The organism is Roseibium marinum (genome assembly GCF_002906165.1).
Taxonomy (GTDB): Bacteria; Pseudomonadota; Alphaproteobacteria; order Rhizobiales; family Stappiaceae; genus Roseibium; species Roseibium marinum.
In genome coordinates this window covers 88,120-95,783 of the sequence record NZ_PPCN01000016.1, presented here as the reverse complement: position 1 = coordinate 95,783, position 7,664 = coordinate 88,120, and the positions used below count along the sequence as shown (strand labels likewise).

General features: G+C 61.6%; 6 protein-coding genes. 2 read left to right on the top strand and 4 right to left on the bottom strand.

Going from position 1 to position 7,664, the window contains the following annotated elements; translation table 11 throughout:
• Positions 1-91: 91 nt before the first annotated feature.
• Positions 92-1,069: an AraC family transcriptional regulator gene (locus CLV41_RS25065; RefSeq protein WP_103225221.1), complete on the bottom strand. Its 978-nt coding sequence runs from the start codon at positions 1,067-1,069 to the stop codon at positions 92-94.
• Positions 1,070-1,180: 111 nt separating this feature from the next.
• Here CLV41_RS25065 and CLV41_RS25060 point away from each other — a divergent pair, with 111 nt between their 5' ends.
• Positions 1,181-1,747, top strand: a complete 567-nt coding sequence (locus tag CLV41_RS25060; RefSeq protein ID WP_103225220.1) for a regulator — start codon at positions 1,181-1,183, stop codon at positions 1,745-1,747.
• 144 nt (positions 1,748-1,891) lie between these two features.
• Here the strand turns inward: CLV41_RS25060 and CLV41_RS25055 are convergent, their stop codons facing one another.
• Positions 1,892-2,587 (bottom strand): aspartate/glutamate racemase family protein, encoded by a 696-nt coding sequence (locus CLV41_RS25055; RefSeq protein WP_103225219.1) that lies wholly within the window; start codon positions 2,585-2,587, stop codon positions 1,892-1,894.
• 129 nt (positions 2,588-2,716) lie between these two features.
• On the opposite strand from CLV41_RS25055, the gene CLV41_RS25050 reads away from it, so the two are divergent.
• Positions 2,717-3,109 (top strand): hypothetical protein, encoded by a 393-nt coding sequence (locus CLV41_RS25050; RefSeq protein WP_208987722.1) that lies wholly within the window; start codon positions 2,717-2,719, stop codon positions 3,107-3,109.
• On the opposite strand, the gene CLV41_RS25045 is transcribed toward CLV41_RS25050, so the two are convergent.
• Positions 3,106-4,416, bottom strand: a complete 1,311-nt coding sequence (locus tag CLV41_RS25045) for a cyclic nucleotide-gated ion channel (protein WP_208987721.1) — start codon at positions 4,414-4,416, stop codon at positions 3,106-3,108. The two genes, CLV41_RS25050 and CLV41_RS25045, sit on opposite strands and share 4 nt — an antisense overlap.
• Before the next feature lie 256 nt (positions 4,417-4,672).
• Positions 4,673-7,330, bottom strand: coding sequence for an alanine--tRNA ligase (alaS, locus tag CLV41_RS25040; protein WP_103225217.1), 2,658 nt, complete (start codon positions 7,328-7,330; stop codon positions 4,673-4,675).
• Positions 7,331-7,664: the final 334 nt, after the last annotated feature.

Genomic DNA, 7,664 nt, shown 5'->3' with positions numbered 1-7,664 from the left:
CGTTGGTGACCTCTGCGCCCACTTCAAGCCACAGGAATGTGCCAACTACTTCGCTGCCGCCGGATATGAACCAACATAAAACGGATGCGCTCTAGTTGGCGATGTATCGCGAAGGAGCCATGCCCGTCCAACGCCGAAAGGCGCGGGAGAAATGCGCGCTGTCGCTGTACCCCAGGTGCAGAGCGATTTCGGCCAGGCTCAGTTTACGCGACCGCAGCAGAGCAATGGCCCGGTCCTGCAACAACCCCTCCAGGACAGTCGAAAAGCTGCATCCCTCCCGGTCCAGAGCGCGTTGCAGGGATCGGCGGCTCATGTCCAGCTTGCGCGCCACCCAGTCGATCTTCGGATAGCCTTCCAGCAATGCAATGGTCGAAAGCATCGCAACGTCCTCCCGCCGGTCAAGAGTGGGCGGGATCGGTGGTTCCAGACCAAAGTCGGGTCTCTTCCTTGCCGGACCCGTTGCCGAAAGAAGAGCCACGTCGAATTCGACGGCCGATACCGGCGCATCGTGCAGAACCGGTGCTTTAAACACCTTTTCCAGCGCCGCCGCCTGCGCCGCCCCGACGCAGGTGGACCTGACCAGCGTTGGCGACCAGGCGCTTCCCGCAAAATGGCGCACCCCGTCTATCAGGTAACTGACGCCCAGCAGCTCATTTTGAAATCTCCCGTCCTTGCCGGGATCGAGAAACTCGATGGACCAGCGCGCATTTCCTTCCCATACCCCAAACTTCAGAACTGTTGCGGTCTGCAAAAAACGATTGAGGCCTCGGCCGGAGCGGTCAATGGCACCCGCGAGCGTCGGTGCGCCGCTGACCCACGCTCCAAAAGCACTCAGCTTTTTCATGCTCACGACACGTCCGAGCGCGGCACCAAAGAAGGCATCGCCAATCTCTCGCCCGGCTTCACGAAGCACCTTGAATTGTTCGTTCAGCGGCAAGGGAAGATCAGGATTGTCCAACAGGGCCAAAGGCAAATCCACACGGCGGAATATCCGTTCGATCGAGCCGCCACGCGTCTCGACGAAGTCAGTTATCGGTCCCAGAGCGCTCGCGCGCGTGTAGCCCGTCATGGATCCGCCTCCCGGATCTCAGCATGGCACCAAATGGCAAGATTTCAAAGGTGCAGTATGCAACCATGAAGTTGCAAAACAACTCGGATGCGATTCCGAAGGGAGGAAACTATGACGAAAGCGAAACTCACGCGCCGCGAGGGGCTGACCGGCATTGGCACGGCTGCCGCGGCAGTGGCCTTGGGCGGCACCGCAGCTTCAGCGGCCCAGACAGCAGACGCGACAGCAGGTACATTCGACCAGTCCAATGTGACCTGGAACACCCTCGATGGCATCGATCATGTCTGGTACCACGTTCTGAAGGTCGATCCCGAGGCAAAGACAGTCGATCTCCTTCTGAAGTTCGCAGCCAATCAACGTATTGTGCTTCACCGTCACCACGCGGATTACAGCACCTTCATCATCCAGGGCGAATTGCGCCTTTATGACGAGGAAGGGTCGCTTACCGAAATACGGCCGACAGCCAGCTTTGTGGAAAAACCGGCCGGCGGTCCGCCGCACACGGAAGGCGGCGGCGACGTCGATTGCATCGCCTGGTTCAGCAATCGTGGCACCGACGGCATGATCTACGAGATCCTGGGTCCCGACAACGAGACACTGGCGACCCTGGGCCTGCCGGAGTTCCACGCTCTTTGGGAAGCTCAGGATACACCCGTTCAACCCGTGGTCCCGGGCTAGAACGTGTCGCGTTTAATCTGCACTATTTGATGTAGAAACCTCGCGAAGCAGGTCGCGTGGTGCAGACTATGTCTCCTCGGCGCCCATAGGTCCCGGCTCAAGGCCGGGACAGATGGATCGGCGATCCGGGCCGGCCGGAACGGGTTAGACATCAAGCGCGAAATCGAGCGCCGCCTTCGCATGCAGCGCGGTCGTGTCGAAGGCGGGTATGTCGAAATCCTCCGCCTTCACCAGTAGCCCGATTTCCGTGCAGCCGAAGATCACGCCGTCCGCGCCGCGCGCCGTTTCCCTGGCGACCACTTCCAGATAGGTCTCCTTGGAATCCGCCCAGATTTCGCCGCGGCAGAGTTCCTCGTAAATGATCCGGTGGATCTCCTCCCGGGCGTCCGCCTCCGGCACTCGGACGTTTATGCCGTGCCGGTCCTTCAGGTGGCCCTTGTAGAAATCCTGCTCCATCGTATAGCCGGTGGCCAGCAGCAGCGGCGCCTTGCAGCCGGCCTCCGTGATCGCAGGTGCCGTTGCATCGGCGATGTGGATCAGCGGCATTGAAACCGCGGCCTGCACCTCTCCTGCCATCTTGTGCATGGTATTGGTGCAGATCACCAGGCACTGCGCCCCGCCGCGCTCCAGATTGCGGGCGGCGTCGATCATCAGCTCCGTGGCCTTGTCCCAGTCCCCTGCGGCCTGGGCGGCTTCGATCTCCGCGAAGTCGAAGGACCAGAGCAGGCATTTGGCTGAATGCAGCCCGCCGAGCCGCTCACGCGCCATGCGGTTGAGCATCTGGTAATAGATGGCGGTGCTCTCCCAGCTCATGCCGCCCAGCAGTCCGATGGTTTTCATGCTACGTTTTCCTGGCCATGGTCGAACATAAATATCAGCGAGCCGACAATGATTGAATCATTTTCTGAAGAAAGACGCTTTTCTCTTTATTCGCAATTTCTTGCGGGATTTTTCTTAAGTGCGCTCCTGTTGCTTGCGACCAGTGCGGACATTCGCGCCCAGAGCGTTCATGAACCGGCGCGCGGCACTGCGGAGCGCACCGAGCTGCTCAATGCCGTGCGCCCGATGCTGGAGGCCCGGGTCGGCCCGCCGGTCGAATTCGTGGTCGACTGGATGCGTTCCGGCGGTGGCTGGGCGTTCGTCCAGCTCAGTCCCCAGAGGCCGGGCGGCGGCGCCATCGATCTTTCGCGGACCACCTTCGCCAGCGATGCCGAATATATGGACGGCCTCCTCACCTTCGCGCTGCTGCGACATCAGTACGGCCGTTGGAACCTGATCGATTTTGTCGTTGGACCGACTGATGTGTTCTGGCAGGGCGACCCGCTCTACGCTCAATTGCCGCGGGGCCTCACACCCTATTAAGAAGGTTTTTTGCCGGAAGGATCCTTGCCGGCTCCGGATGTCTCATCCTGCTCGTCGTCGCTGAAGAGCTCCGGCTCTTCACGCGCCTCATCCATCGATGCGTAAACGCCCGCCTGCTGCAATTCTTCTTCCGCAAGCTCGCCGAGGATCTTCTTGCCTGCCAGCGCCCGTTCCTTCGCCTCATCCATGATCTTTTTCGCGAGCCCTGCGTCACGGTCCATGAGGTGGCGCAGAGCATCCGCCTCCAGCACCAGCAGCTGGCAGTCCCTGTAGGCGATGATGGTCGCCGTGCGCCGGGTCTGGTTGATCAGCGCCAGCTCGCCGAAGAAACTTCCGACCCCGAGATAAACCGTTTCATGCGGCAGCCTGATCTCCACTTCGCCGTCGAAAATGAAGAACATGCGGTCGGCTACCGCGTCTTTCTCGGCAATCGTGGCTCCCTTGCGCACGCTCTGGGCCTGCAGGAGCTTGGCAACCTCGGCGATTTCCGTCGCCTTCAGATCCTCGAACAGCGGCACGCGCGAGACCATCGACCAGGTAACCACGAAATCCCGGCTGTGAATTTCCCGGGCAAAGGCCGAAGCGATGATGCCGACCGGCAGCGCGATGAGGCCATAGCCCATCAGCATGACCACGCTGGCGATCATTTTTCCCAGATTGCTGACCGGAACGACGTCGCCGTAGCCGACCGTGGTGACGGTGGTAATCGCCCAGTACATGCCGTGCAGGATACTGCGGAAATTTTCCGGCTGATGTTTGTGCTCGATCAGATACATGACCGTGGCGGCCAGCAGGACGACACCGAAGATGATCATGGTCGAGCCGAGCAGCGCTTTCCTCTCCCCGGCCACCGCCGAAATGAGCGAGCGCAGGGCGGGCGAATAGCGGGCGAGTTTGAGAAAACGCAGCAGCCGCAGGATGACGACGATGGTCACCGCCTGGTTCGGCAGGAACAGTACGAAGAGCAGCGGCAATGCGCCGATCAGATCGACGATCGCGTCAGGATGCATCGCGTACCGCACACGCGACCACACGGGACCATAGCGGCGCAGCGGCGGATGAAGGTCGGCAACATAGAGCCGCAGGATATATTCAACCAGAAATATGACCCCGCAGCCGAGCTGAATGAAACTCAGATGCGTATTGAGAGCCTGGCGGACCTCCGGAACCGTCTCCAGGACAGCCAGCGCAATATTTCCGATGATCAGAAAGACAAGAAACTGGCGCAGAGTGCGCGCCGCGACCTTCCGCCTGCCCGTATCCTCCAGCACTTCAAAAAGCGCCCTCTTGACGTTCTGACCCTGCACTGCGCGTCTCCGCCCTTCATGAGTGGCTGCATGAATAGCCGAAGAATGGGAAAGCACAAAATCCCGAACCGGGCAGCGCACGGAATTCTTCGAATGAGATCAACCCGTTTTCGCGCGGGATTGCATCAAGGAGGAAAAGCCGCCCGGCTTGAACATGCCTGAGCCCGCGATTCAGTGATCCGCCATCACGAAGCCTGTATTTACCCGGCAGCAAAACCGAACACCGGTCCGGTGGAAAAGGCCCGCCTTACCGGCGTTACAACCCGGCCAGATGCGCTTCGATAGCGGAAACCGCGGCATCGGCCTTCGAGCCGTCGGGACCGCCCGCCTGGGCCATGTCGGGCCGGCCGCCGCCGCCGCGCCCGCCAAGCGCCTCCGACCCGATCTGCACCAGATCGACGGCACTGACCTCTTCCGTCAGGTCCTTGGTGACCGCTGTCACGATTGCCGCCTTGCCGTCATCCGCCACGCTGATCAGCACGACCACGCCGGAGCCGAGCCCGGTCTTGGCTTCATCGGCCATGCCCTTCAGGTCTTTCGGATTGATGCCTTCCACGGCACGGGCCATCAGCTTGAACCGGCCGGCGTCCTTCACCGGCGCGCCCTCGCCGCCACCGCCGCCCATGGCGAGCTTCTTCCTGGCGTCCGCCAGTTCCTTTTCCAGCCGCCTGCGTTCTTCCACAAGCTGGGCGACGCGGGCTGGCACTTCATCCGCGCTGCTCTTCAGGATGCCGGCGATTTCGCGCACCCGCTTGTCCTGGGCATCGAGATACGTGCGGGCCTCGGTACCGGTGAGCGCCTCGATCCGGCGCACCCCGGCCGCGACCGCACTTTCCGAAACCAGGGTCACGAGACCGATGTCGCCGGTGCGCTTCACATGGATGCCGCCGCACAGTTCCAGCGAATAGGGTTTGCCTGCCTTGTCGCCGTGAAGGGCTGTGCCCATGGAGACAACGCGGACCTCATCGCCGTATTTTTCGCCGAACAGGGCCATGGCGCCGGCTTCGATGGCATCGTCCACCGCCATCAGACGGGTATCCACCGGCGCATTCTGCAGGACGATCTCGTTGGCGAAGGTCTCGACCGTGGACAGTTCCTCGTCGCTCATCGGCTTTGGATGAGAAAAGTCGAAGCGCAGCCGCTCCGGTGAGACAAGAGAGCCTTTTTGCGCCACATGAGTGCCGAGCACCTCGCGCAGGGCCTCATGGACCAGGTGGGTCGCCGAATGATTGGACCGGACGGCGCCGCGCCTTGCGTGATCCACCTTCAGCTCCAGTGCCGTCCCCGCAACCAGTTCCCCCTCCTCGACCGTGACGGAGTGCACGAACAGGCCGTCGGCTTTCTTCTGGGTGTTGGTGACGCTGATCTTCACTCCGGCGCCGAGCATGGCGCCTGTATCGCCCACCTGTCCGCCGCTTTCGGCATAGAAAGGCGTCTGGTTGAGAACGACATAACCGCTTTCGCCTGCGGACAGTTTCTCGATCTCCCTGTCGTCGGCGGCGAGCGCCGCGACGACGCCCTCGGCGATTTCGGTCTCATAGCCGAGGAAGTCCGTCGCCCCGTGCTTTTCCTTCAGCGCGAACCAGACGGCCTCCGTCGCCGCACTGCCCGATCCGGACCAGGCTGCCCGGGCCTCGGCCTTCTGCCGCTCCATCGCGGCATTGAAACCGTCCGTGTCGACGCTGATGTCGCGGGCGCGCAGGGCATCCTGTGTCAGATCGAGCGGAAAACCGAACGTGTCATAGAGCTTGAAGGCGGTTTCCCCGTCGAGCCGGCCGCCGGCGGAAAGATCCCCCGTTGCGCTGTCGAGCAGCCCGAGGCCGCGCTCCAGCGTCTTGCGGAAACGGGTTTCCTCCAGCTTGAGGGTCTCGGCGATCAGCGCCTCGGCGCGGATAAGTTCCGGATAGGCCCGGCCCATTTCCCGCACCAGCGTCGGCACCAGCCTGTGCATCAGCGGTTCGGCCGCACCCAGCAGATGAGCATGACGCATACCGCGGCGCATGATCCGGCGCAGCACGTAGCCCCGTCCCTCATTGGACGGCAGTACGCCGTCGGCGATCAGGAAACTGGTGGAGCGCAGGTGATCGGCGATCACCCGGTGGCTGGACAGCGCGGCGCCGCTGGCATCCACACCGGTTTCGTGTTCGGACGCGGAAATCAGCGCCCTGAAGAGATCGATATCGTAGTTGTTGTGGACCCCCTGCAACACGGTCGCCAGCCGCTCCAGCCCCATGCCCGTGTCGATCGACGGCCGAGGCAGGTCGAAACGCGCTTCGGGCGTCTGCTCATATTGCATGAAGACCAGGTTCCAGATCTCGATGAACCGGTCGCCGTCTTCGTCCGCCGAGCCCGGAGGACCACCCCAGATATGCTCGCCGTGGTCATAGAAGATCTCGGAACACGGGCCACAGGGACCGGTGTCACCCATCGTCCAGAAATTGTCCGACGTCGGAATACGGATGATCCGGTCTTCGCTGAGACCGGCGATCTTCTTCCAGTAGCCGGCGGCCTCGGTGTCTTCCGAATAGACGGTGACCAGCAATCTGTCGGCGGGCAGGCCGAATTCCTTGGTGATCAGGTTCCAGGCGAGTTCGATCGCCCTGTCCTTGAAATAGTCGCCGAAAGAAAAGTTGCCGAGCATTTCAAAAAACGTGTGATGGCGGGCGGTATACCCGACATTGTCGAGATCATTGTGCTTGCCGCCGGCGCGAACCACTTTCTGCGCGGTGGTCGCCCGCGAGTAGGGACGCTTCTCCAGCCCGGTGAAAACATTCTTGAACTGGTTCATGCCCGCATTCGCGAACATCAGGGTCGGATCGTTGCGCGGGACCAGCGGTCCGGACTCGACCACTTCGTGATCGTTCTTCTTGAAATAGTCCAGAAAGGTCGATCGGATTTCATTTACGCCGGTCATTCGGGTCTCGCATCGGTCCGGGCCCCGTTCCGCGGCCCTGTTAACGGTCTTCCGTGGCGCGAAATCCTGATCTGGGTCCGCGCCGGAACAGCCTTTTAACTTTGACCTCCAACCCTGTCCAGCGGTTGCGCGCGGACACGGTCACGCAAACCCGCGGCAAAGCGGGCGCATCGGCTTCGATCCGGCGATTGCCCTGAAAACCAAAGGCCCTCTCCCGGCAAAACGGAAGAGGGCCCTTGAAGAGCTTGGCATAGCGGACCGGATTGGAATGCATCTTGTGGAACACTCACTTCACCTACGCGAAATGCCCCAGTCGGACTGCATTCAGGAGCGA

Coding starts and splice junctions, on each gene's coding strand:
- CLV41_RS25065 (WP_103225221.1), bottom strand. CDS start 1,069: ATGACGGGCTACACGCGCGCGAGCGCTCTGGGACCGATAACTGACTTC.
- CLV41_RS25060 (WP_103225220.1), top strand. CDS start 1,181: ATGACGAAAGCGAAACTCACGCGCCGCGAGGGGCTGACCGGCATTGGC.
- CLV41_RS25055 (WP_103225219.1), bottom strand. CDS start 2,587: ATGAAAACCATCGGACTGCTGGGCGGCATGAGCTGGGAGAGCACCGCC.
- alaS (WP_103225217.1), bottom strand. CDS start 7,330: ATGACCGGCGTAAATGAAATCCGATCGACCTTTCTGGACTATTTCAAG.